The sequence below is a fragment of the Pseudomonas sp. PDM26 genome (assembly GCF_019219185.1).
GTDB lineage: Bacteria > Pseudomonadota > Gammaproteobacteria > Pseudomonadales > Pseudomonadaceae > Aquipseudomonas.
On record NZ_JAHUWC010000003.1, the window covers coordinates 504,783 to 527,740 of the forward strand.

Genomic DNA, 22,958 nt, shown 5'->3' on the forward strand with positions numbered 1-22,958 from the left:
CATCTCCTTCGCTTTTAACCTTTCCCCTGGCGACCATCGAGATAGAGACATCGGAGTGTCGTTTTTTGAACGCATGGAAGGATCCATTGAAGTCAGGTGTGAGTTTTGCAAGTAAATACAGATAGCTCGCCGAACGAGCAATAAAAAGAGCCTGCGCCTGAGGCCGTTTACCCGCTTTGTGTGAGGAGATACCGCGATGACGACGTTCAACTCCGGGGCCCAACCCCAGAACCGTGCGCCTCAATCCATCGGCTTTCTGCTGCTGGACAATTTCACGCTGATTTCCCTGGCGTCCGCAGTGGAACCCCTGCGCATGGCGAATCAGTTATCCGGCCGCGAGCTGTATCGCTGGACCACGCTCACCGTCGATGGCGGTCAAGTCTGGGCCAGTGACGGTCTGCAGATCACACCTGACGCCGCCATGCACAAAGCGCCGCCGCTCGACATTGTGATTGTCTGTGGCGGGATCGGCATTCAACGCACGGTGACCCGCGCACACGTGTCGTGGCTGCAGAGCCAGGCACGTCAGTCCAAACGCCTGGGCGCGGTGTGCACCGGCAGTTGGGCGCTGGCCGGTGCCGGCCTGCTCGACGGGTTCGATTGCAGTGTGCACTGGGAGTGCCTGGCGGCGATGCAGGAAGCCTTTCCTCGGGTGACCATGAGCACCCGGCTGTTCACCCTCGACCGGAACCGCTTCACCAGCTCCGGCGGCACTGCGCCACTGGACATGATGCTGCACCTGATCAGCCGTGATCATGGGCGTGAATTGTCGGCGGCCATCTCGGAAATGTTCGTCTACGAGCGCATTCGCAACGAACAGGATCACCAACGCGTGCCACTCAAGCACATGCTCGGCACCAACCAGCCGAAGTTGCAGGAAATCGTCGCGCTGATGGATGCCAACCTCGAAGAGCCGATTGACCTCGACGAACTGGCGGTGTACGTCGCCGTTTCGCGACGTCAGCTGGAGCGGCTGTTCCAGAAGTACCTGCACTGCTCGCCGTCGCGTTACTACCTCAAGCTGCGCCTGATCCGCGCGCGGCAATTGCTCAAGCAAACGCCGATGTCGATCATCGAAGTGGCGTCGGTCTGTGGTTTCGTGTCCACGCCGCACTTCTCCAAGTGCTACCGCGAGTACTACGGTATTCCGCCGCGTGACGAGCGCGTAGGGTCCAACACCACACAACAAGTCGCGATGACGCCGCTGCCACAAGCCCTGGTGCTGTCGCCGTTGTCCGGACCGTTGTCGGCGCTGAGCCAGGCGCGCAATGAGTCGACTTTCGCTAGCGTAAGGCTTTAAACCGAGAAGCCATTAAAAGATCGCAGCCTACGGCAGCTCCTACGGGTTGAAACACGTTCCCTTGTAGGAGCTGCCGTAGGCTGCGATCTTTTGATTTTCTGTCAGCCGTGGTCGGTTGATAGAGTGATGTCGCTCTGGTTTGAGTTATCGAATATCAGCTTCGAAATCTAAGCGTCGTTGACGGTGCTTCGCCAAAACGTTTTTTATATTCCTGGGCAAACCGACCCAAGTGGGCAAAGCCCCATTTGAAGGCGATATCGGTTACCGACGCATCATGACTCTGATTGCTCAATTCAAGATGCACCTGCTCCAATCGCAGGTTGCGCAGATAGGCCATGGGCGTGGTATCGCAAAAATCGCGGAAGCCGGCAAACAGTGTGCGAACACTGACCCCGGCGTGTTCGGCCAACTGCTCTATGCTCAGCGGTTCATTGGCATGAGCCCGCATATACTCCTCGGTCCTTTTGACGAAATAGGGCAGCGTTTTTGGTTTGCTGGCGCACTCCAGTTGTTCTCGCAGGTTGTTGGGTTGACCATAGACCAATGCATTGATCAGGACGGATTCGAACTGCTTGAGCACAAGGGCGTGGTGGAGTGGGTGTTCGCCCAATGTAATCGCGTCAGCCAGCATGGTGATCAGTTGGAGGAAGTAATTTCCACCCGGGGTGGTCAGGTCGAGTTCGGGATGAAACTCCAGAGGTCTGTCCATCACGTGACCGAGGTGCTGGGCACAATGGTATTCAATTTCGCTGCGTTCGATTCGAAGTACCAGTTGGGGGGCGTTGGCGTCCCAGCACATCGATAACGGCAGAGTGGGTGAAATCAACGAGGCTTTGTGGGGCGTGGAGATAAAATCATGGTCGCCGCACATGATGCGCGCCTGGCCACTGATGGGGATCTGGATCAGAAAGAAACTTCCCAGGCGACCCGGGTCGATATTGACCCTTGCTCCATACTCCAGCCTGTTCAAGGACAGGTGTCCGCGATTGACATGGTGCATTCGTGCACTGATGCCGTCGGATTCTTCTACGCAACGCAGATCATGATGTGTGAAGACGCTGCTGACGCCTCGGCGAATGGCTTCCAGATCATTGAAAAGAAACAGCTGGTTTTGCGGGGTGAACAGCGAAGCTCTGTCAAAGAGACTGCCGCTGCTCTGCAGGATGGCACTCAGGCTCATGGTCGCCTCACTTGCATGCACGGTTTCAAGGCATTGCGCACAGTCGTGTTACCGAGGTTTTGCAGGATAAGGATAGTCACTGCATTAACCGGATAACCTGTGGACATGTCCGTTTCTTTTTGTGCCCTCATCGGGGCTATCTACCTGCTGAAGCAATGGGCATGCCATGCGGCGTTCCCTTTGCTCAGGCTATCGCTGAGCATGATTCATTCGATCCTAGAATCCTCCCGCGAACCTTAGGCGTCCAACATTCTTTTCGTTGGCTGTTTCGTGTTTTTTGAGGAGTGGTCAATCAGCGTTTGTGAGTCAGTTGCGCAGTCTATTGCCTCGCCGATTCTCGGTGCAGAGCTGAAAAGCCCGGCAGGCCGAACCAGAAATCTTTCTGCATGCCGTGGACAGGTTCAGCACCCAGCGGATAGTCCCTCTGGAGGCAGATGTTCAATATCGTACCAACGCTTCTGAATTAACCGAGTGGGAGCGCCGTCCAGATCATTTCGGGCGGTACCCGCCACAATTCTGATAAGGCGAAGTGCGATGAACATGCCCTTTTCATCTTCGCAGGCAAAGGAACTTCCTGCCAACCAATGGTATGACTGGGATTGGATGGCTGGCGCAGAGGTTCCCGTGGGGAGCCATCTCATCACCTCCCGAAATGGTTATTACCATCATGGGATTTACCTGGGAGCGTCTCAAGTCGTTCACTACTCCGGACTTTGTTCCGGCTTGCACGCGGGTCCTGTCGAAGTCATTGAGTTGCAGCGGTTTTCCTCGGGAAATCCGGTCTGGGTCCGTACGGCCCAACAGGTCAGATTTCAACGAGAAGAAGTGGTCCGGCGAGCCCTGTCTCGCATGGGAGAAAATCAATACCGACTGCTGACCAACAACTGCGAACATTTCTGCAATTGGTGCCTTTATGGCGAGAGTCGCAGTGACCAGGTGCGCAATTTTGCGGTTCATCCTTTCGCAGCGCTGCGACTGCTTCTGCTAGCTCTGCCAGGACTGTTTCAACGCGCCGCCATCGTTTGATACTTCGCTTTTACCTTTCAGATCAATGATCACACTAAGCAGCGTGTTCATCCGACTCATGTATGAATCGTCCTTCCTGCGCTTTTTTTCGTCGAGCCTGTCGAGGGAGAAGGGCGGCTCTTTGTAACCGGTGTCGCTCTGATTATCTTCAGGCCATTCACACAGCTTTATTTCATTTTGCCCATCGGGTTCTGTCCCTCTTGTTAACTTCCTGCATGTCACGGACAGGCGCCGCATTCAGCGGATAGTCGGCACCACTGAAGGTGCCCAATATCATCTCCAACGATCCTGAACCCTTGGAGATTCGATATGAAAGGCCAGTATGTCAGCGTGCCGGTTCTGTCCGGCGGTCACTTCCAGGCTTATCTGGCGACCTCTGTCGATGGTCGCGGACCGGGCGTGGTGCTCTGTCAGGAAATCTTCGGCGTCAACCAGGCTATGCGTGAAGTCGCTGACCTGTTGGCCGAGGAAGGTTACACCGTGTTGGTTCCGGACCTGTACTGGCGCCAGGAGCCCGGTGTCGAATTAGGTTACACCGAGGCAGACTTTGGTCGCGCTTATGAGCTCTACCAGGGTTTTGACGAGGCACTGGGTATTGATGATATCCGCGCCAGTCTGAATGCCCTGCAAAGCATGCCCCAATGTAAGCCGGGTGACCTGGGTGTTGTGGGCTACTGCCTGGGCGGCAAGCTGGCTTACCTGGCGGCCTGTCGCTTGCCTGAAGTGGCCTGTGCTGTCGGTTACTACGGCGTGGGTATTGAAAACGCCTTGGCGGAAGCTGAAGGTCTGCAGGGTCGCCTGGTGCTCCATATGGCTGAACAGGATCAGTTCTGTCCTGCCCAGGCTCGGTCCGCGATCCAGGAGGCACTGCACGACAGGCCTGGTGTTGAACTCTACGTTTATCCGGGGGTTGATCACGCCTTCGCTCGCCCCAACGGCCATCACTATCACAAACCGTCTGCACTGTTGGCTCACGAACGGACGGTTGCTGCATTGCGTCGGGTTCTGGGCCCTGACTACAACCTTTCAGATCTATGGGATGAGCACGTGCGCCACGAGTTCGATACCCGGGACGTACCTGCAACCATGGCCACCATGGTCGCTGAACCTTACGTCAATCACATCCCGACCATGACCGGCGGCGTGGGTGCGAAAGAGTTGAGTCGCTTCTACCAGCATCACTTCGTCCATGGCAATCCCAAGGACATGGCGCTGACCCCCCTGTCTCGCACGGTCGGTGCGTCGCAGATCGTCGATGAATTCATCATGAGTTTTACCCATGACTCCGAGATCGACTGGATGCTGCCTGGGGTGGCACCCACCGGGCGTTACGTCGAGATCCCGATGCTTGGCGTAGTCAAGTTCCGCGGGCCGAAGCTCTATCACGAACACATCTACTGGGATCAGGCCAGCGTGCTGGTTCAGATCGGCCTGCTTGACCCGACCGGGTTGCCGGTGGCCGGTGTGGTGACCGCCCGGAAATTGCTCGATGAATCGCTGCCTTCCAATACGCTCATGCCGAGTTGGGCCTCCAGCGCCGACAAGCCGGTTTAAGGGGATAACCATGTCTCATCTACAGAACAAGGTTGCCGTGATCAGTGGTGGCGCGACCCTGATTGGCTCCGCCGTCGCTCGGGCGTTGATGGACGCAGGGGCTAGCGTTGCGCTGTTCGATATCGATCGTGAAGCGGGTCTCAAGGCCGCCGCCGAACTCGGTGAACGAGCCGTTTTTTTTCATCTCGATGTAACGGATGACGAACTCATTGCGCATGCAGTCGAAGAAGTTCGAGCACGTTTTGGTGGGGTCGACCTGCTGATCAATCTGGCCTGCACTTACAGCGACCAGGGTTTTGCGTCCAGCCGCAAGGATTGGCTGCAAGCGCTTGATGTGAACCTGGTTTCAGCAGTGGCATTGACTCAAGCAGTGCATCAGGACCTAAAAGCCCGATGCGGTGCGATTGTCAATTTCACTTCCATCTCGGCCAAGTGTGCCCAGACCGGGCGTTGGCTTTATCCAGTCTCCAAGGCCGCGATGGTGCAGCTGACTCGCTGTATGGCTATGGACCTTGCCGCCGACGGTATCCGCGTTAATTCGGTATCGCCTGGCTGGACCTGGTCACGAGTGATCGCCGAAGCCAGCGGCGGTAACCGTGAAAAGGCTGATGCGGTCGCCGCTTCCTATCACCTGTTAGGGCGCCTGGGAGAACCCTCCGAAGTAGCCAATGTGGTGGCGTTTCTATGTTCACCCGTGGCCAGCTTTGTAACGGGCGCGGATTATGCCGTCGATGGAGGCTACTCGGTCATGGGACCGGAACAGAATATGCCAGCGATACCACGGCTTGCCGAGTAACACAGAACACTAACAAGAAACCCTGTTCGGCGACTGCCGAATGCTGCACCTGTAACCGTCGATAACCAGGAGAATAACAATGCGTCGAATCGCCATCGTCGGAGCCGGTCAAGCCGGCCTGCAACTCGCTCTAGGCCTGCTCGCCAAGGGCTACCATGTGACCCTGGCCACTAACCGTAATGGCGAGGACATTCGCAACGGTAAGGTGATGTCCAGTCAGTGCATGTTCAACGCTGCTCTGCAAAGTGAGCGTGATTTGGGCCTCAACTTTTGGGAAGACCAGTGCCCGGCCGTAGAAGGTATTGGTCTGGCAGTGCCTGACCCAGAGAAGCCGAATGAGCCACTGTTCAGCTGGAGTACCCGGCTGGATCGCTACGCCCAATCGGTCGATCAGCGTCTGAAAATGCCAGTCTGGATGGACGAGGTCGCGAAGCGCGGCGGCGAGGTGATTATCCAGGATGTCGGTGTGGCCGAGTTGGAGCTTTTGTCGACCAGCCACGACCTGGTACTGCTGGCGGCGGGTAAGGGCGAAATAGTCAATCTGTTTGAAAAAGATGCCGAGCGGACTCAGTTTCAGCAACCGCAAAGGGCATTGTCATTGACCTATGTGAAGGGCATGACACCGATGTCGCCGTTTTCCCGGGTCAGCTTCAACCTGATTCCCGGTGTAGGTGAGTACTTTGTGTTTCCTTGCCTGACGACCACCGGACCTTGCGAAATCATGGTCTTCGAAGGCATTCCGGGCGGGCCGATGGATTGCTGGCAGGGGATTATCTCCGCCGAGCAACATCTCGAGAAAAGCCTGGAGCTGGTCAATCGCTACGTCCCTTGGGAGGCCGAACGTTGCCGCTCCGTGGAAATGACCGATGACAAGGGCTTCTTGTCCGGCAGATTCACGCCGATGGTGCGCAAACCGGTGTTGACGCTGCCGTCAGGTCGCAAGGTCTTTGGCATGGCCGATGCTCTGGTCGTCAACGACCCGATTACCGGCCAGGGTTCGAACAATGCCGCCAAGTGCAGCAAGGTTTACCTCGACGCGATTGTCGCGCGTGGCGCGCAAGACTTTGGTCCTGACTGGATGCACGACACGTTCGAGCAGTACTGGAGCTATGCCCGGCATGTGGTCAAGTGGACCAACACCATGCTGACGCCACCGCCTCAGCACTTGCTCGAACTGCTCGGTACCGCGAGCCGGTCGCAACCGCTGGCATCGGCTATCGCCAACGGCTTCGATGATCCACGCACCTTTGCACCTTGGTGGTTCGACGCCCAGTCTTGCCAGGCCTTTATTCAGAAAAAGACTCGTCAGGCCGCTTGAGCCGCCATCGAGACAGGAGTTCATCATGAATGCACTTACCGCAGAATCCATCGAGCATGATCTGGTCAACGCACAGGATTGCGATCCGCGCGAACTGCGCAATCTCCTCGGGCAATTTGCCACGGGTGTTACCGTCATCACTACGCGCACAACCGATGGGCGCAATGTTGGCATGACCGCTAATTCTTTTTCATCGGTCTCACTCGATCCGCCGCTGGTGCTTTGGAGTATTGCTCGCAACGCTCCGAGTCTGGCGGACTACCTGTCGTGCGGCCATTTTGCGATCAACGTCCTGGGCGCTGATCAACATGACATTTCCGGACGTTTTGCACGGCCTGCGCCAGACAAGTTTTCGGGTGTGGCCTTCAAGGCTGGAGAGGCTGGTGTGCCGCTTCTCGATGGCGTGATTGCCACGCTGGTCTGCCGCAATGTCACTCAGTATGAAGGGGGTGACCATCTGATCTTCCTTGGACAAATCGAACACTATCGCCATGGCGGAGGGGACCCACTGGTGTTTCACGGTGGGCAGTACCGAGTGGCTGCGCAGCATCCTGGTTTGAGCCGATAAGGCAGACGACGTTGCACTTCGCCGTTCTTTCCGAGCGGCGAAGCATGCCTATTGTTATGACACGTATCTTGCTGCAGGAATGATGGTTCCGAAGCATTGCAGAGTGACCATGATTCCGTCCGTGGCCAGCTCTTTGGATGCGGCCTGGGTCAACACACGCACAGCCATTTTGGATGCGGTGTGGATATCCACCAAAGACGAATTCTCATGGCCGGCACTGGACGATATATTGATGATCGTGCCTTTTTGGCGTCGCTGACGAAATTTATCCGCCGCGACCTGAATTCCCCACAATGTGCTTTGAATACTGTGATTGATCAGTCGTTGGGCTTCTTCATAGCCAATATCAGCCTCTGCGTCCTCTCTCTCAAAGCCGGGGTTATTGACCATGATGTCGAAGTTGCCAAATATTTTTTCAGCATGATCGACTGCGTCACGAAGTTGTTCTCGTCCGGTGATATCGATCAAAAAAACTGACACACGACGACCTGTTGCGGTGATCTCATCGGCTGTATCGTTCAGCGACGCTGCGTCTTTATCGACCAACACTATATCGGCCCCTTCCTTGGCCAGGCGAAGGGCGATACCCCGCCCGGTGTTCTGTCCAGCACCCGTTACAAGTGCAATTTTTCTTTTGCTATTCATATGAAGTTGTTAACGCTCTCTGATGTTCGCTGAAGAACTCTATAATCGCTTATCCAAGTGAAGCCGAAGCCCGCCTTACAAGCAGCTGGGGATTTTAAATGCAGGAGAGAAATCCGTCGCCAGAAACAAATAATCGATTGGTTTTATGTGCGTGTATCGGACAGTCCCTGCAGTTGGCGGATAGTCAGAAAGCAGGGCGGTGATCATGATCTGATCAGCCGCACAATGAAAAAAATGGTGGCTTTAAAACACAAATGCCTGCTGAACATCCTATGGGTATTTAGATTTGTTGAAGCGTAGCTGGTGTGCCGAGAGGCAACGTACATATTGCTGCGTTCAACCACTCTGCCTTTAGCCTTGCTGCAAGTGGAGAGCGTCATGAAAATAAAAATAAAACTGCTATCGGTATGCGTGCTGGGATCTGGTCTCTTGGGTATCGCCCCGGTGTATGCGTATGACCTGCCGGTAGTCAATCTTGGATTTACCAGTTTTCTCGATGGCGCTCCGCCAGCGGGAGCGGGGTGGTATTTCCAGGAGTACTTCCAGAACTACAGTGCTAATCGTTTTCGAGATAAAAATGGCAAGGCGCTGGGTTTGCCCAAGCAAGAACTGGATTATCAGGTTGCAGTGACACAAATAAGCTATTTTTCCGATCTTCGTGTTGGCAACGCGACGCTGGGCATGAATGCTTTGCTGCCGTTTGTAACCAGAATGGAGGTCGATGACGGACTGAATAATGCGGCGCTAAAGGCTCAAAGTGGCGTGGGTGATCTGCTATTGGGGCCGATGATCCAGTTTGATCCGATCATGGGGCCGGATGGGCCGCGTTTCGCGCACCGTATTGAATTGCAGGTCAATGTTCCGACCGGTAAATACGACAATAAACATGACATCAACCCCGGCGCCAACGCCTGGTCGTTTGATCCCTATTGGGCGGCCACTTATTGGTTTACCCCAAAGTGGACGGCGTCGGTTCGAGCTCACTATCTTTATAACGGCAAGAATGATGATCCGGGCCCGGGCTTTGGTGGCGCCGATGATATTCAAGCTGGCCAGGCCCTACATGCAAACTTTGCTACCGAGTATGCGGTAACGCCGCAGCTGCGCCTGGGTATCAATGGCTATTGGCTAAAGCAAATCACCGATACCAAAGTCGATGGTCATGAGGTTTCCGGTCGCCGTGAAAAGGTATGGGCCATTGGTCCGGGAGCAATGTATAGCTTCTCCAAGGACGATCATGTGTTTTTTAACGCGTACTTCGAACAGGACGTCGAGAACCGTCCAGAGGGGAGTCGTGTGCAAGTGCGCTATGTTCATCACTTTTAAGACCGCCGCAGTCATCGTGCCATAGCACTCAACTACTGTTGCTCTCGGCCTGCCCTTATCGGCAGGCTTTTTTCTTTTGGGACCTTTCAGTCATGTCCGCACCCCGTACTTCCTCTGACAATGCTGTCCTGATATGCCGTACCGACCTACAGGGGCGCATTACCCACGGTAGCGAAGCTTTTATCAAACTTAGCGGGTATACGAGTCAGGAGTTGTTGCATCAATCAAGCAGTCTTCTTAAACATCCTGATATGCCCGCACACATTTTCAGTAGCCTGTGGAGTGCGCTGCAACAACGAAAGCCGTGGATGGGGCTGTTGAAGAATCGGCGCAAGGATGGCACAACCTATTGGTTGAACGTTTACATAAAACCGGTGTTCGGCGCTGATGGGATTGAGGCCTACGGGGCAGTCTATAGCTCACCATCGCAAGTGCAGACAGAGCGCGCGGAAAAGCTCTATTCACGGTTGAGTTCTGGTGGGGCAATTCTTCAGTGGGGTTCTCGTCTTGATCGAATGGTGGCGTCTGCATTACCGAGCTTGCCGCTGGGTCTATTGTTTTCGGCAGGCCTTTGGCAGCTGGATTCTTTTTGGGCCCAGAGTGCTGTGGTCGTGGCTGGATTTGCCGTTATGGCGGGCCTTCAGGATTGGCGACAGAACCGTGCCGTCATGCAGATTTTCGTTGCCCATCCCAAAGCGTTTGCCGACTCGTTGACCGCCGATATCTACAGTAATGCGCGAGGTGCTGCCGCGTTAATGGAAATGGCCTTGGTTGCAGAAGAAAGCCGCCTGCAAAGCGCGTTGTCGCGAATCGGCACGACTGGAGGCTTCGTTGAGCAGCAGGTAGTCGGGCTTGCCCAATTGATCCAGGCCGAGACTCAGCGTCTCGAACGTCAGCGTGATGAAACCGACTTGTCAGTAACTGCCCTCAGCGAACTGGCAGCCACTATCCAGGAGGTCGCCAGTAATGTTCAGGCAACGAATCTGGCCACCCAAGAAGCTGTCAGGCTCGCCAGCCATGGCGAGCAATTGTCCGGCAAGAGCCTTGACGCAATGCAGCAACTCAGTACATCCGTCGGGAATATTGCAGTGGCAGTCCAACAGTTGGCCAGCTCCACCGAGGCCATCGGCGCAATCACCAACATCATCAGTTCGATTGCTGGACAAACTAATTTGCTGGCTTTGAATGCTGCCATTGAAGCTGCTCGCGCCGGCGAAGCGGGCAGGGGGTTCAGTGTTGTTGCTGACGAGGTACGGCAACTGGCAACACGTACTCAAGAAGCAACCCAGCAAATTCAACCGCTCTTGCTGCAACTGCGTGATGCTACCGAACGTACCGTCCAACTGACCGACGAGGGTCGAGAATTCGCGCGACACAGCACTCGTGAGGTGATGTCGGTGCAAGGAAATCTGGCTGGAGTGAATTCCTCGTTGACTCAAATATCGGGCATGAGCATGCAGATCGCCTCTGCCATGGAGCAGCAATCGCAAGTGGTAGAGAGCTTGTCACAGCAGGTTCTACAAGTGGCCGAGCTATCGAAACAGAGCGTCGATAAGGCTTTGGACGGTCAAAGAATTGGTGAGGACTTGAAGTCTCAGGCCGAGGCTCTGAAAAACCTGGCGGAGCGTTTCGATCGTTGAATCTTTAGCGAATGGGAGTTGAACGAGGCCAGTCAGTTGATAAAAAGCGAGGGGAGTATCTGGTCGATCCCAGATACTCCCCATGGTTCTTAATGTTTTGAATTGCTCTCGATGAACTTCTCGTAAAACATCTGGAATTTTTCGATTCGCTGCTCGATGAACCAGGTCTTGACCGCTTCCACCATTGGCGGAGGGCCGCACAGGTAAATATCGAATGGATCAGCCTCAAACGCATTTCGGTCAAAGTGATCAGGAATCCATCCGGTTTTCCCTTTCCACTGCTCTGATGGCCTCGACACGATGAGGTGGTAGTCGAAATCCACGATACGTTCGCGATAGTCCGCCAGTCGTTGGGTTTCGCACAGGTCATTGTCCTGAGTGACACCATAGAACAGCTGGATCGGGTGTCCGCAGCCACCCTTTTCCGCGATGTTATCCAGCATCCCGAGGAAGGCCGACAGGCCGGTTCCTCCTGCGACCAGCACCAGAGGCTTGGTCACCTGGCGTAGATAAAAGCTACCCAAAGGGGCTTCGAACTCGATGATTTGACCGGGTTGGCAATGCTCACGGATGAAGTTGCTCATCACGCCATCCGGCAGGAGGCGGATGAGAAATTGAAGCTGGTTAGTGGGATTGGGTCGGTTGGCAAAAGAATAGGAGCGCCACTCACTGGTTCCAGGCACATGCAGTCGTGCGTATTGCCCCGGAAGAAATTCCAATTGCTGCAGGCTGGAGCATGCGTCGAGATGAAGGATCGCGGTCGTGGCTGAAACCTGCTCCACACGGGTAATCACCGCTTGCAACAGTTGAGTTGCCCCAGCGTTGCACAAGCTCGAATCGAAATCGAAATAGAACGACGCATCCGATTGCACTCGAGTCTGGCAAGAGAGCATCTTGCGTTGTGCCAGATCGTGTTCGGACAAGGCCTCGTCATCGACATAATCTTGAGTGTATTGACCTGATTCGCAGCGCCCCTGACAGGTGCCGCAGACACCTTCGCGACAGTCCAGCGGGATGTTCACGCCATTGCGCAGCGCAGCGTCGAGCAACAACTCGTTTGGCTTGACCTCGAAGAACGAGGTCTTGCCATCGGCGAAGCTGAAAGCGACTTTATGGTTCATGACAGCGTGCTCCGCAGGTCACAGGTGATAGAAATCAAGCACTGAGTTGATGGTGTCATTGAGTAACACGATGTGTTTGCGAGTGATCTTCCAGCTGTCTGCGACCGCTTTAAGGTGGTAGGTCACATGGCCGTAGAACTGCTCGGACAACCCCTGTCGGGTGTACAGGGTGACCCAGGCTGCCTTGACCTCGAGCAAACCGTTATCGATCTCCCTGATCCGCACGTTGCTGATCTGGTGCAGGGTGCGCGGCATCGGGTTTGACGCCGCCGATTTACCCGTGCGCAGACGAAACACCCGGTCTTCAAGGCCAGAGCGGTTCGAGTAGTAAATCAGCGACATGCTGCGCTTGGGGTCGGTGGTGTACACATGCTCCGACTCCCATTGCGGCAGGTGGAATTCACTCTGCTCATCGAAGAGGGCGATGTAGGCATCCCAATCCTGCTGATCGCACAGCTCGGATTTACGGTAAAGAAACTGCTCGACGGAATGTTGTAGTGCGCTCATTTCACACCTCCTTCAACTTCAGGGCTTTTTGTTCCAGACCTTGCAGAAGGAAGCGCTGCCAGGAACCGTGCTGATTGATGTAGAGGCCCTCATGGGTGAACTCGGTCCCGGTCAGTACCGGGTTGATGCCCAGGACCTCGCTGTTGGGAGTGGGGCCTTCGACCCATTTTTCACTGCCGCGGGACACTTCGTTCCAGCGCTCAAGGCGTGCCTGGAAGCCGCGCTGGGCTTCACGAAACTCCACCAGGTCGTCGGGGGTTCCCATGCCTGAAACGTTGAAGAAGTCTTCGAACTGGCGAATGCGGTTTTCCCGATCCGCGTCGGACTCACCTTTGACGCCGATGCACTGGCTGGTGATTTCTGTCTTGTTCCAGGCTACCGGACGCACGATACGCAGCTGTGAGCTGATCTGATCCATGAAGAACAGGCTTGGGTAGATGTTGAGGTTGCGCAGGCGGTGCATCATCCACTCAGCCTGCTGCTGGCCGTATTCCTCCACCAGGCGCGGCATGACGCTGGCATAACCGGCGCGCACGGTCGGGTTGGGCATATCGCTGAACAAGAGGCTGTGGCCATTCTTGAACGAGAACCAGCCGTCGTCGGTTTCGGCATCGCCGGCGCCCAGTTTGCTGTAGTCCAGTGTGTCGGAGCTGCCGCCATTGGCCGCATTGACTTGTTGGCGATGCTGCACCGTGGAGACATAGTTGTAGTGCACGGTGCTGACGTGATAACCGTCCAGACCGTTTTCGTGCTGCAGTTTCCAGTTGCCGTCGTAGCTGTAGGTCGACTTGCCGGGCAGTATTTCCAGCTCGCCGGTAGGAGACTGGGCGACCATCATGTCGAAGAACACCTTTGCATCGCCGAGGTAGTCTTCCAGCGAGTCGCTGCCGTTGACGTCCAGACTAATGAAAACGAAACCCTTGTAGCTCTCGATCCGGGCTTTCTTCAGGCCGCGGGTAGCCTTGTCGAAGCCTTCCGGGTATTCCCCCGGGGCCTTGACCTTGACCAGGCGGCCGTCACTTTTGTAACACCAGGCGTGGAACGGGCAGGTGAAGGTGGACTGGTTGCCTTTGCTGACGCGAGTCAGCGTCGCGCCCCGATGCTGACAAGCGTTGATCAGCGCGTGGAGCTGATTGTTGCCATCGCGGGTGATGATCATGGGCTGACGACCCGCACGCATCGTCAGGAAATCATTGGGGTTGGCGATTTCACTCTCGTGGCAGGCGTAGATCCAGTTCTTCTCGAAGATCAGTTCCATCTCCAGGTCGAACAGTTCCGGCTCTGTGAACATGTCACGGGCGATGCGGTAAATGCCTTCAGCCGGACGGAAATCCAGGCAGCCCTGGATGTATTCTTGCCACTGGGCAATGCTTCTCGAGTTGTTCATCAGGTACACCCTTTTGTAGTTTTTAGGCTCCCCCCGATTGAAAGCCTTTTTGTGGGGTGCATCTATCCGGATTCGAGACGATATCTATCCGCTTTTGAGGGAGTACGGCCCGCTCTTTATGGGACATACATGGCGGGTTTCTTTTGTGCGTTTTCAAGATGATTTTTGCATTATGCGGATAGTGATTCCGAGGCGTTGAAAGTACGGTTGTAGCCTGACCTGTAACTCTCGTGGTGCTGCGATGAATCTGCAAACTCATGCCGGGAACAATGCTGAATTTCAAGACATCCATGCGGTGCATCATGATGTACAAGGTGCGCAAGCCTGGATGGTGAATATCTGCGGCCCTCACGAGCTCAAGGCATCGTCCCCGCAGCGACTTCATTTTCAACATGCCGGAAATGTTTTGAAGTCGATGTCTACAGTGATTGGATATATCGAATACGGTACCGATGTCACTATCGATATTGATGCGTCGGTACTCAATCGTTACAGCATCAGTCTGCCAATCAGTGGTGAGCAGGAACTGCGAAAACCCAATGGGTTGCTGATGTCCGATAACGAAAACGGAATAATCGTATCGCCTTATGATCAGCAAGAACTCTCTATGGCAGGTAATTGTCGAAAAATTCAGGTTGCCATTACGTGTACAGCAATGCGCCAGGTGTTGGAGGAACTGTTACAGCGGCCAACGCAACAGCCGATTATCTTCGAAACCCAAATAAGTACAAGTGACGGAGCCCCTGGCGCATGGTGGCGGCTGGTAAAATTCCTGCTTGTGGAGATGGATCAGGCACGTGATTTTTTTGGTCATGTCTCCATTACCCGTGATATTGAAAAGGCGTTGATAAAGGGTTTGATCCTGTCGCAGCCAAATAATTATTCGAGCGAATTGGCTAGCCTTTCGCAATCCCGATGTCCTGAATACTTATTAAAAGCCAAGAAGCTTATACATGAGCACGCCAGCGATGAAGTCGACCTGGACGAGGTTGGACGGGCGGTGGGTGTCTCTCGCTTCAAGCTCTATGATGACTTCAAGAAGTATTTCGGTATCACGCCGACTGTTTATTTAAAGCGTTTTCGGTTGGAAGCGGTAAGGCAGGCGCTGCTGGAAGGTGGATGCAATGGCAATATTACTGCGGTGGCGATGCAGTGGGGATTCAACCACTTGGGCCGATTCTCATCTGACTACAAGAAGTTATTTTTGGAAGTGCCGTCAAAAACAGTTGAGCGGAGTCGAAAGCACTAGTCGTAAAGTCGGCTCCAGGTGCTGGATTGTAGTGGTGGAGCTCTACTGATTAAAACCAGTTTCATTATTCGTTGAGTTGCTTGCTGACTGAGCGCCCAGCATAGGGCGCTTGTGCGTGATAAAAACAAGAGAGGCTAATTATGAAAACAGTTGCGCAATTAATCAGTTTAAAATCCGAACGGAACGTTTACACCGTTGCACCGGAGCAAATGGTCATTGAAGCTGTCAGGGCGATGGCTGAACGAAATGTTGGAGCGCTACCCGTCATTGAGAACGGTGTTGTTATCGGTGTTATCAGTGAGCGGGATTATGCGCGCAAGATGGTGCTACAGGGGCGCTCCTCCGCGGGCACCCCCATCAGGTCGATTATGAGTTCACCCGTGATAACGGTGGACCCTTGTCAGAGCATTGAGACTTGCATGGGTCTCATGACCGAACGTCATCTTCGGCACCTGCCGGTTGTAGAAAACGAAAGATTAATTGGCTTGCTGTCGATTGGTGATCTGGTCAAGGCTGCAATTACAGAGCAAGCAGACCTGATTCTGCATCTGGAGCAGTATATTCGTGGTCATTGATTGCCTGTCATGACCAAAATTTACGCGCAGGCAAAAAAAGCTTCCCCCACAAACAATGTCGGTTACCACGAGCGGTGCTTTATGCATTGCGGTGTCAGGGGAGATCCGCAAGCCATCGTTCGAATGGCCTCGGGCGGAGGTTCTTTTTATCGCTCGTTCAAATGGATTGGCTCGTGATCGCGGCCCCGAGCCTTGGTATCCGGTCGTGATCCGTGCCCTACCAAAGAACAATGTCGTAGGTCAGGTAGATCCGGTTGCTGTCACGCCCCCGGGAAAAATCCGAGCGGTAGACATAGTTGCGAAGGCGCACGCCCAGGCCGTTGAAAGAACCTCCTTGAACGACGTAAGCCAGCTCGGTATCACGCTCCCATTCCTTGACGGTGGTATCGGATTTACCGTCATTGCCGCTCAGGTAGCGCGTGGAAAAGGTTAAGCCAGGCACGCCTGCGGCCGCGAAGTTGTAGCCGTAATTAAGCATCCAGGTCTTCTCGTCTTCCTCAATGAATTTGCCAATGCCAGCGTTACTGAATGAATAGACGGTAGCACCACTGATGAAGGGTAAGCCTGCATCGCCGCTAAGGGTCTGATAGCCACCCCCCATCGTATGGCCCGCGATGGCATACGATAGTTGGCCACTGAGCATGTCGTTGTCGATTTTGCCGTCGAAGGCAGATCCGGTATCAGCGCTATGGAAGTAGCGCAAGTCACTGGTGAGCACTCCACCGGCCAACGGCAAATCGTGTTGGATGCCTGCGAAGTTCTGGCGATAAAAGTTATCGAGCTCGCCATAGAAATAGCTCAGCCGGATGTCCTTGCCCAATTTATATTCGGCACCGGCGTAGCTGAAATCTCCTGATTTATCCCCACTGAAACCGTCAGGTACGATCGGCATGCTGTCGGTAGAGTCCCGGAGTTTGAAACGGTCCAGGTATCCTCCGGTGACGGTAAGGTTTTCTATGTCGCTGCTGCTTATTTGGGTGCCTTGATAGGTCTGTGGCAACAATCTCGCATCGTTGTAAATCAGCACAGGGGTCTTGGGCAGCAAGGTGCCGTATTTGACGGTGGTCTTTGCAAGCCGTGCTTTTGCTGTAACGCCGGCACTGGCAAACTCGTCGGCCGCCCGACCGTCATCATGAACCGGCAATAGTCCGGTACCGCTACGGCCACGGCCTGAGTCGAGCTTGACCCCAAACAGACCAAGGGCATCAATGCCAAACCCCATCGTCCCTTGTGTAAATCCTGACTGATAGTCCAGCAAGAATCCTTGAGCCCACTCAGTTCGCTCACTTTTTGCGGTTCTCGCTGCTCGTGTGCTCATGCCGTGTTCGTCACGAAAGTTTTCGTTGAAATACACATTCCGTAGTTGCAGTTTAAGTTTGCTGTCATCGATAAAGCCTTCGGCGCTGGCACCGGCCATTGGCAACAAACCTAAAACGCAAAACAAAGCCTGACGGGAATACAAAAAGCTCATGGCAAATTACTCATTGTTGTTTTTTAGAGTGCAGGACAGCGCGCGCCTCGCTAGTGAGGCTCGTTGGAAGACGGCATAAGATTTGGGTGAATCAGGTGAACAGGCTGATTGCCCCGGTTAACAAGGCCAGTGCAGTAACCACCAGGGAGGTGAGCACCGCCCATTTGACAGTGGCTTTCTGGAAGTCGCCAATATCGCGGTCGACCATTCCCACCAGCAATAGAGTAGAAGCGACCAGAGGGCTCATCAGGTGTACTGGCTGTCCGAGAATAGACGCCCGGGCGATCTCCACGGGATCAATGCCATAAGCTGCGGCCGCATTGGCCAGGATCGGCAATACGCCAAAATAGTAGGCGTCGTTAGACAGCACGAAAGTCAGCGGCATGCTGGTGATCGCAACGACCAGTGGGAACAGGTGCCCCCAGGACGGCGGAATCCAGTCGACGAGGGTTTGGGCCAAGGCGTCGACCATTTTTGTACCCGAAAAAATCCCGGCAAAAATCCCGGCTGCAAACACCAGCAACACGACGGTCATGGCGTTGCCCGAATGGGCAAGGATGCGTTCTTTCTGAATGTCCAATTGTGGATAGTTGATCATCAGCGCCAGAACGAAGCCGATCAGGAACAGAATCGCGGAGTGCATCAGCCCCATCACGAGAGCCACCATCACTGCGGCTACGAGTAGCAGGTTGATGTACGCAAGCTTGGGACGCTTGTGCGGTGTGTCCTCAAGAATCGCCTCGATGTAGCAATCGCCGCCACCACTTTGCAGCTGAATATTGCCGATACGCTTACGCTCGGCACGGCCCAGCAAAAATGCGCTAAAGACTACCCACATCGCACCACCGATCATGGTCGGTAGCAAAGGCACGAAGTATTCACCTGCATCCAGACCCAACGCCGCGATCGCGCGAGTCGCGGGTCCGCCCCATGGCGTCATGCCACTCATAATGCTGAGAGACAACATAGCGATGGTCGCCAATATCATCGGGTTCATGCCGATGCGCTTGTACAGCGGCAGCATTGCCGCGCAAGTAATCATGTAAGTGGTTGTGCCGTCACCGTCCAAGGCTACAAGCAAGGAGAGGAGGGCAGTGCCAACAGCGATCTTCATTGGGTCACCATTGACTCGCTTCAAAATTTTGCGAATCAGTGGATCGAACAAACCGGCGTCGATCATCAAGCCAAAGAACAGGATTGCGAATAAAAGGAGTGCGGCTGAAGGGGCGACCATTTTCAGGCCGTCGAGCATCATCTTGCCGGTGGTACCGCCAAATCCGCCAATGACGGCGAATACGATGGGCACAACAGTCAGTGCGACAATGGGCGACAAACGCTTAGTCATTATGAGGAAGGTGAATACGACCACCATGGCTAAGCCAAGGAAAGCGAGCATAGGACGATTCTCTTGTTGTTATCGTTAGAGTGGCTGACGCCGAGGCGTACGCACCCCAACCCGCCAAGCGACACGATCAACGGTGCCTGGCGGGTGGGTTTTGAGTAAAGTCAGGAGTAGGAACTATCCGATCTTGGCGTGCTTGGTGACTTCCAGGTCTTCCCAGGATTCTTTCTTGGCCAGCGCCTCAGCCGGAACAGGTTTTCCGTCCAGGGTCTGTATCAGCGTTTCCCGGTTGCAAGCATTTTCCGAGATAGAGATCACGACGGTTGCCACAGCATTGCTGGCCAGGCTGGTCAGTGCACGTGCCTCAGACATGAAACGATCGATGCCAATCAGCAAGGCCAAGCCGGCCAATGGAATGTCGTGCATCACGGTCAGCGTAGATGCCAGTGCGACAAAACCGCTGCCGGTAACGCCGGCAGCTCCTTTTGAAGACAACAGCATGATCGCCAACATGGTGATGGTCTGGGTGAGGGTGAGGTCGATGTTGCAGGCTTGGGCAATGAAAATGGCGGCCAGCGACAGATAGATGGCAGTGCCATCCAGGTTGAACGAATAACCAGTGGGCAGCACCAGACCCACCACGCCTTTCCTGCAACCCAAGGCTTCGAGTTTCTCCAGCATGCGTGGCATCACAGGTTCAGTGGACGAAGTCCCCAGCACCACCAGAAACTCCTCACGGAAGTATCGCAACAGCTTCCAGAGACTGAAGCCATTAGCGCGACAAATGCTTCCCAGCACCACGAAAACAAAGAAACCGCAGGCGATGTACAACGTCATGATCAATTTCGCCAGCGAACCAAGCGAAGTGATGCCGTACTGCCCTACCGTGAACGCCAACGCGCCGAAAGCGCCGATGGGTGCAAAACGCATCAGGTAAGAGAAAATCTTGAACACCATGTGCGACGCTGCTTCAAGAACGTCAAGCACCGGCTTGCCACGCTCGCCAAGCGAGGACAGGGCAAAGCCAGACAACACCGCAATGAACAGCACCGGCAGTACTTCACCTTTGCTGAATGCACCGATAAAGGTATCGGGGATGATGTGCATGAAAAACTCGACCACCCCAAGCTGCGCAGCCGACTCGGTGTATTGAGTCAATCCGCTAGTGCTCAACTGACTCGGATCGATGTTCATGCCGGCGCCAGGCTTGAACACATAGACCGCGACCAGGCCGATGATCAGGCTGATCACCGTCAACCCGAGAAACAGCAACATGGTCTTGCTGAGCAAGCGGCCGAGTGAACGCTTGTCACTCATCCCGGCAATACCGGTGACGATGGTGCAGAACACGACAGGTGCAATCATCATCTTGATCAGCTTGATGAAGGCATCACCGAGCGGCTTGAGAGCGATAGCTTGCTGAGCCCAGAAATGCCCGACGATTACGCCCAGCAGGACAGCGCAGAGAATCTGGAAATAGAGCGATTTAACAACTTTCATGGCATCACCCATTTTTAGAATTGTGCTGATGCAAAAATGCCAACGACTACCGGGTCTATCCGGCAAGTCGCGCAGAGGCAGTGGCGTAAACGTAACCGGCGAATAGCCTGCGTGCCGTGCGTACGACTGAGGCGCGAATGGTCTCACCCTTGGCACCGGTGTAGGACAACACGACGTCAATTGCGCCGCTTGGATGCTCGATTCGAACATTTTCCAGACGAGGGGTACTGATTCCACCCAGCATCTGCGCGACTACGCTGCCTTCAGTGACGCAAGCGGTGGCCAGGCCGATGGAGCCAGTAATGGCAAGGGCACGGTGGCAGTTGTGTGGCATGAAGTAGCGAACCTGGATCGTGCCACCGGCTTTGGCCGGTGATACCAATACGGGTTTGGGAATGACCTTGTCGCTGACATCACCCAGGCCCATTGCGAGGCCTGCTTGAAGTCGCAACGACTCCAGGCGCCGCAAAAACTCCTTGTCGGCGTCCAGTTCGGCCGGGCTTTCATCTCCACGTTTGCCCAACTGGCCAGCTTCGACAAGGAGCATTGGCATTGCCATGTCGATGCAGGTCACAGGAACGTTATCGATCACATCCTGTGTGTTTCCTGTAGGGAAGAGTTTGCCAGTCTTACTGCCGGCGGCATCGAGGAAGGTCAGTTGCACCGGTGCAGCGGTACCCGGCACGCCGTCGATTGCAGTCTCTCCCTCGTAACTGACCTTGCCATCCGGGGTCTGCACTTCGGAATTCACAAATGTCCCTGTGTTCAAATTGCGAATGCGCACGCGAGTACGTTCGCGGGACGCCTTGACCAGCCCCTGTTCAATAGCAAACGGACCAACGGCGCACAGCATGTTGCCGCAGTTGGGAGCGGTGTCCACCCGACGTTGTGAAACCATCACTTGGACGAACAGATAGTCGACATCCGCATCTGGGTGCAACGAAGGGCTGACAATGGCTACTTTGCTGGTTTGCGGGCTGCCGCCGCCGATGCCATCGATTTCCAGCTCATGACCTGAGCCCATCAGGTTGAGCAGCAGCTCGTCACGGGCTTCGATGGCTGCAGGTAAATCCCAAGCGAGAAATACCGGGCCTTTGGAGGTACCGCCACGCATTAGCACACAGGGAATTCTTTGCATGACACAGACTCTTGTTGATCAATCGGGGTAATTGATGTTCTTGAGGCAAGAGTGTCAGGCTTTAAAAAATGTTTCCAATGCAAATATCGTCGCTATTATTGCGTTTGACGAATGATTAAATTGAAGTAGATTGCTATCCATCCTCGTTGCAGGCATGACAAAAAATGGACTATGAGCTTAATGACATACGATCTTTCGTGAAGATTGCCGAACTGGGCAGTTTTCACGAAGCGGCTGATGCCCTGCATCTGTCTCAGCCAGCCTTGAGCCGGCGAATCAAAAAGCTGGAAGAAGGGTTGGGAACCTCATTGCTCGATCGCACAACGCGCAAGGTCAGCCTGACCAGCGTAGGTAGAGATTTTCTGCCTAAGGCACGGCGATTACTGGACGATTTCGATGAGTCGATTCTCAATATCCGCGAGCTCGCGGAACGTCAAATTGGCAGAGTGACCCTGGCGTGTATTCCGACTGCCGCCTTCTACTTTCTGCCTTCGGTGATCCGCCTGTACAACGAGCGCTATCCTAAAATTCGAATCCGGCTGCTAGACCTTAGTGCGAATGAAGGCCTTGAGGCAGTCCTGCGGGGCGAAGCCGATTTCGGCATCAATATGATGAGCGGCCAGCACCCGGATATCGAGTTCGTGCCATTAGTGAATGAACCTTTTGTGTTGGCCTGCAGGCGTGATCATGAGTTGGCTGAACGTAGCTCGGTGACCTGGTCTGAACTCAGCGATTATCGTCTTATCGGCGTGGGTCGCCTGAGCGGAAACCGTATGCTGCTGGATCACGCTTTATCAGGCTTGAGCTGGCGCCCACAGTGGTTCTACGAGGTACAGCACTTGTCCACTTCTCTGGGCCTGGTAGAGGCTGGGCTCGGCGTATCGGCGATGCCGAGTCTGGCAATGCCTGCCGGGGATCACCCAACGCTGGTAAGCGTCCCTTTGATAGAGCCTGTGGTGAATCGATCATTGGGATTGGTTTACCGTCGGGGGGCATCACTATCCCCCGCAGCGGAGAAATTCGTTTCAATACTGCTCGAACAATGGCCGCAATGAGGGATCGGCGGTTTTTATAGCAAGCGTCGTCGAGCAGACTTCACTGGTGAGTGGATGGGCTTCACCCTCCCCAAAACCCCGTCCTGTCAATGGCCGGGGTTTTGGGGAAGGGCGGGGCAGGTTTTACTCGACGGCCTTGACCATGTCTTCGATGACCTTCTTGGCGTCGCCGAACACCATCATGGTCTTGTCCAGGTAGAACAGTTCGTTATCCAGACCGGCATAGCCGCTGGCCATCGAGCGCTTGTTGACGATGATGG

21 protein-coding genes are annotated in these 22,958 nt (G+C 54.6%); 11 read left to right on the top strand and 10 right to left on the bottom strand.

Translation table 11 applies throughout. The annotated features are described in order from the left end of the window. The first annotated feature begins 196 nt into the window (after positions 1–196). Entirely contained in the window at positions 197–1,300 is a 1,104-nt protein-coding gene (locus tag KW849_RS09345) for a GlxA family transcriptional regulator (RefSeq protein ID WP_218429108.1), read from the top strand. A 154-nt stretch (positions 1,301–1,454) separates the two neighbouring features. On the opposite strand, the gene KW849_RS09350 is transcribed toward KW849_RS09345, so the two are convergent. Beyond that, positions 1,455–2,480 carry an AraC family transcriptional regulator gene (locus tag KW849_RS09350; protein ID WP_218429109.1) on the bottom strand — a complete coding sequence of 342 codons (1,026 nt, stop codon included), beginning with the start codon at positions 2,478–2,480 and terminating at the stop codon, positions 1,455–1,457. 534 nt (positions 2,481–3,014) lie between these two features. Between KW849_RS09350 and KW849_RS09355 the strand changes: the two genes are divergently transcribed. From KW849_RS09355 to KW849_RS09375, 5 genes are all read left to right on the top strand, one after another. Then, positions 3,015–3,506, top strand: a complete 492-nt coding sequence (locus KW849_RS09355; RefSeq protein ID WP_218429110.1) for a lecithin retinol acyltransferase family protein — start codon at positions 3,015–3,017, stop codon at positions 3,504–3,506. 309 nt (positions 3,507–3,815) lie between these two features. Next, on the top strand, positions 3,816–5,060 hold the full coding sequence (locus KW849_RS09360; protein WP_218429111.1) for a dienelactone hydrolase family protein: 1,245 nt from the start codon (positions 3,816–3,818) through the stop codon (positions 5,058–5,060). Between the two features lie 10 nt (positions 5,061–5,070). Beyond that, positions 5,071–5,856 carry an SDR family oxidoreductase gene (locus tag KW849_RS09365; protein ID WP_218429112.1) on the top strand — a complete coding sequence of 262 codons (786 nt, stop codon included), beginning with the start codon at positions 5,071–5,073 and terminating at the stop codon, positions 5,854–5,856. Positions 5,857–5,935: 79 nt separating this feature from the next. Then, a complete protein-coding gene (locus KW849_RS09370; protein WP_218429113.1) occupies positions 5,936–7,174 on the top strand; it encodes a styrene monooxygenase/indole monooxygenase family protein in 1,239 nt (412 codons plus the stop codon). A 25-nt stretch (positions 7,175–7,199) separates the two neighbouring features. Continuing rightward, positions 7,200–7,742, top strand: coding sequence for a flavin reductase family protein (locus KW849_RS09375; protein ID WP_218429114.1), 543 nt, complete (start codon positions 7,200–7,202; stop codon positions 7,740–7,742). A gap of 54 nt (positions 7,743–7,796) precedes the next feature. Here KW849_RS09375 and KW849_RS09380 read toward each other — a convergent pair whose 3' ends face one another. After that, positions 7,797–8,387, bottom strand: a complete 591-nt coding sequence (locus KW849_RS09380; protein ID WP_218429115.1) for an SDR family NAD(P)-dependent oxidoreductase — start codon at positions 8,385–8,387, stop codon at positions 7,797–7,799. Positions 8,388–8,765: 378 nt separating this feature from the next. Between KW849_RS09380 and KW849_RS09385 the strand changes: the two genes are divergently transcribed. Both KW849_RS09385 and KW849_RS09390 read left to right on the top strand, forming a co-directional pair. After that, positions 8,766–9,713, top strand: coding sequence for a transporter (locus KW849_RS09385; protein WP_256357137.1), 948 nt, complete (start codon positions 8,766–8,768; stop codon positions 9,711–9,713). Between the two features lie 92 nt (positions 9,714–9,805). Then, positions 9,806–11,353 (top strand): methyl-accepting chemotaxis protein, encoded by a 1,548-nt coding sequence (locus KW849_RS09390; RefSeq protein ID WP_218429116.1) that lies wholly within the window; start codon positions 9,806–9,808, stop codon positions 11,351–11,353. Positions 11,354–11,442: 89 nt separating this feature from the next. On the opposite strand, the gene antC is transcribed toward KW849_RS09390, so the two are convergent. The 3 genes from antC to antA are packed head-to-tail and all read right to left on the bottom strand — an operon-like array spanning position 11,443 to position 14,368. After that, positions 11,443–12,474, bottom strand: coding sequence for an anthranilate 1,2-dioxygenase electron transfer component AntC (gene antC, locus KW849_RS09395; RefSeq protein WP_218429117.1), 1,032 nt, complete (start codon positions 12,472–12,474; stop codon positions 11,443–11,445). An 18-nt stretch (positions 12,475–12,492) separates the two neighbouring features. Further along, entirely contained in the window at positions 12,493–12,981 is a 489-nt protein-coding gene (gene antB / locus KW849_RS09400; RefSeq protein WP_218429118.1) for an anthranilate 1,2-dioxygenase small subunit, read from the bottom strand. A 1-nt stretch (position 12,982) separates the two neighbouring features. After that, positions 12,983–14,368: an anthranilate 1,2-dioxygenase large subunit gene (antA, locus tag KW849_RS09405; RefSeq protein ID WP_218429119.1), complete on the bottom strand. Its 1,386-nt coding sequence runs from the start codon at positions 14,366–14,368 to the stop codon at positions 12,983–12,985. 241 nt (positions 14,369–14,609) lie between these two features. Between antA and KW849_RS09410 the strand changes: the two genes are divergently transcribed. Together KW849_RS09410 and KW849_RS09415 are read left to right on the top strand one after the other, a co-directional pair. Further along, positions 14,610–15,617, top strand: a complete 1,008-nt coding sequence (locus KW849_RS09410) for an AraC family transcriptional regulator (protein ID WP_218429120.1) — start codon at positions 14,610–14,612, stop codon at positions 15,615–15,617. Positions 15,618–15,757: 140 nt separating this feature from the next. After that, positions 15,758–16,192 carry a CBS domain-containing protein gene (locus KW849_RS09415; protein ID WP_218429121.1) on the top strand — a complete coding sequence of 145 codons (435 nt, stop codon included), beginning with the start codon at positions 15,758–15,760 and terminating at the stop codon, positions 16,190–16,192. A gap of 217 nt (positions 16,193–16,409) precedes the next feature. On the opposite strand, the gene KW849_RS09420 is transcribed toward KW849_RS09415, so the two are convergent. From KW849_RS09420 to KW849_RS09435, 4 genes are all read right to left on the bottom strand, one after another. Further along, a complete protein-coding gene (locus tag KW849_RS09420; RefSeq protein ID WP_218429122.1) occupies positions 16,410–17,663 on the bottom strand; it encodes an OprD family porin in 1,254 nt (417 codons plus the stop codon). A gap of 91 nt (positions 17,664–17,754) precedes the next feature. After that, positions 17,755–19,059 (bottom strand): CitMHS family transporter, encoded by a 1,305-nt coding sequence (locus KW849_RS09425; protein ID WP_218429123.1) that lies wholly within the window; start codon positions 19,057–19,059, stop codon positions 17,755–17,757. 123 nt (positions 19,060–19,182) lie between these two features. After that, positions 19,183–20,517, bottom strand: a complete 1,335-nt coding sequence (locus KW849_RS09430) for a dicarboxylate/amino acid:cation symporter (RefSeq protein WP_218429124.1) — start codon at positions 20,515–20,517, stop codon at positions 19,183–19,185. A gap of 43 nt (positions 20,518–20,560) precedes the next feature. Next, positions 20,561–21,643 (bottom strand): 4-oxalomesaconate tautomerase, encoded by a 1,083-nt coding sequence (locus KW849_RS09435; RefSeq protein ID WP_218429125.1) that lies wholly within the window; start codon positions 21,641–21,643, stop codon positions 20,561–20,563. Positions 21,644–21,807: 164 nt separating this feature from the next. Between KW849_RS09435 and KW849_RS09440 the strand changes: the two genes are divergently transcribed. Next, on the top strand, positions 21,808–22,698 hold the full coding sequence (locus KW849_RS09440) for a LysR family transcriptional regulator (protein WP_095946308.1): 891 nt from the start codon (positions 21,808–21,810) through the stop codon (positions 22,696–22,698). A 123-nt stretch (positions 22,699–22,821) separates the two neighbouring features. Here KW849_RS09440 and KW849_RS09445 read toward each other — a convergent pair. Beyond that, positions 22,822–22,958: NAD(P)(+) transhydrogenase (Re/Si-specific) subunit beta (locus tag KW849_RS09445; RefSeq protein WP_218429155.1), on the bottom strand; the 137-nt coding region annotated here is incomplete at its 5' end.

Excerpts from the sequence above, each read along its gene's own strand:
- KW849_RS09345 (WP_218429108.1), top strand. The coding sequence starts at position 197 with ATGACGACGTTCAACTCCGGGGCCCAACCCCAGAACCGTGCGCCTCAA.
- KW849_RS09350 (WP_218429109.1), bottom strand. The coding sequence starts at position 2,480 with ATGAGCCTGAGTGCCATCCTGCAGAGCAGCGGCAGTCTCTTTGACAGA.
- KW849_RS09355 (WP_218429110.1), top strand. The coding sequence starts at position 3,015 with ATGAACATGCCCTTTTCATCTTCGCAGGCAAAGGAACTTCCTGCCAAC.
- KW849_RS09360 (WP_218429111.1), top strand. The coding sequence starts at position 3,816 with ATGAAAGGCCAGTATGTCAGCGTGCCGGTTCTGTCCGGCGGTCACTTC.
- KW849_RS09365 (WP_218429112.1), top strand. The coding sequence starts at position 5,071 with ATGTCTCATCTACAGAACAAGGTTGCCGTGATCAGTGGTGGCGCGACC.
- KW849_RS09370 (WP_218429113.1), top strand. The coding sequence starts at position 5,936 with ATGCGTCGAATCGCCATCGTCGGAGCCGGTCAAGCCGGCCTGCAACTC.
- KW849_RS09375 (WP_218429114.1), top strand. The coding sequence starts at position 7,200 with ATGAATGCACTTACCGCAGAATCCATCGAGCATGATCTGGTCAACGCA.
- KW849_RS09380 (WP_218429115.1), bottom strand. The coding sequence starts at position 8,387 with ATGAATAGCAAAAGAAAAATTGCACTTGTAACGGGTGCTGGACAGAAC.
- KW849_RS09385 (WP_256357137.1), top strand. The coding sequence starts at position 8,766 with ATGAAAATAAAAATAAAACTGCTATCGGTATGCGTGCTGGGATCTGGT.
- KW849_RS09390 (WP_218429116.1), top strand. The coding sequence starts at position 9,806 with ATGTCCGCACCCCGTACTTCCTCTGACAATGCTGTCCTGATATGCCGT.
- antC (WP_218429117.1), bottom strand. The coding sequence starts at position 12,474 with ATGAACCATAAAGTCGCTTTCAGCTTCGCCGATGGCAAGACCTCGTTC.
- antB (WP_218429118.1), bottom strand. The coding sequence starts at position 12,981 with ATGAGCGCACTACAACATTCCGTCGAGCAGTTTCTTTACCGTAAATCC.
- antA (WP_218429119.1), bottom strand. The coding sequence starts at position 14,368 with ATGAACAACTCGAGAAGCATTGCCCAGTGGCAAGAATACATCCAGGGC.
- KW849_RS09410 (WP_218429120.1), top strand. The coding sequence starts at position 14,610 with ATGAATCTGCAAACTCATGCCGGGAACAATGCTGAATTTCAAGACATC.
- KW849_RS09415 (WP_218429121.1), top strand. The coding sequence starts at position 15,758 with ATGAAAACAGTTGCGCAATTAATCAGTTTAAAATCCGAACGGAACGTT.
- KW849_RS09420 (WP_218429122.1), bottom strand. The coding sequence starts at position 17,663 with ATGAGCTTTTTGTATTCCCGTCAGGCTTTGTTTTGCGTTTTAGGTTTG.
- KW849_RS09425 (WP_218429123.1), bottom strand. The coding sequence starts at position 19,059 with ATGCTCGCTTTCCTTGGCTTAGCCATGGTGGTCGTATTCACCTTCCTC.
- KW849_RS09430 (WP_218429124.1), bottom strand. The coding sequence starts at position 20,517 with ATGGGTGATGCCATGAAAGTTGTTAAATCGCTCTATTTCCAGATTCTC.
- KW849_RS09435 (WP_218429125.1), bottom strand. The coding sequence starts at position 21,643 with ATGCAAAGAATTCCCTGTGTGCTAATGCGTGGCGGTACCTCCAAAGGC.
- KW849_RS09440 (WP_095946308.1), top strand. The coding sequence starts at position 21,808 with ATGGACTATGAGCTTAATGACATACGATCTTTCGTGAAGATTGCCGAA.